The organism is Cognatilysobacter segetis (genome assembly GCF_004359965.1).
In the GTDB taxonomy this organism is placed as follows: domain Bacteria; phylum Pseudomonadota; class Gammaproteobacteria; order Xanthomonadales; family Xanthomonadaceae; genus Cognatilysobacter; species Cognatilysobacter segetis.
On record NZ_SMRQ01000126.1, the window covers coordinates 1 to 485 of the forward strand.

General features: G+C 71.3%; 1 protein-coding gene. It reads right to left on the reverse strand.

Going from position 1 to position 485, the window contains the following annotated elements; translation table 11 throughout:
* A partial coding sequence (locus E4F61_RS14210; RefSeq protein WP_162301504.1) for an FG-GAP repeat domain-containing protein occupies positions 1-485 on the reverse strand: 485 nt, incomplete at both ends.

A 485-nucleotide genomic window follows, 5' to 3' on the forward strand; every position in this document is an offset into this window, starting at 1 on the left:
GACAGCAGGTCGGCGCGGCCGTCGCCGTCGAAATCGGCGATCGCGATGGGCGATGCGTCGGCCGCGATCGACGTGCCCGCCTGCGCGGACACCGCCGTTCCATTCATCAGCCACGACAGCAGCGCGCCGTTGCCGGGCGCCATCCACGCCGCATCCGCGCGACCGTCGCCGTTGATATCCGACTTGGGCGGTACGCGATCCTTCTCGACGCTGTCCACGAAGCGCCAGCCCGCTGCCGGGCGGGCGGCGACGACGGCCGGCGCGGCGAACGCGCCGTTGGCCTGCGCGATCGAGATGCGGACGTAGTCCGCGGTGGTGGACACGAGGTCCGAACGCCCGTCGCCGTTGAAGTCGCCGAGCGCCAGCGCGGCCGAGCCGAGCGGAAGGTAGGCGAGACCCTGCCCTCCCGCGATCGCGGTGCCGTTCATCACCCAGTAGTACAGCTCGCCCGAGTTGAGGTTGTGCCACACGACGTCCGCCTTGCC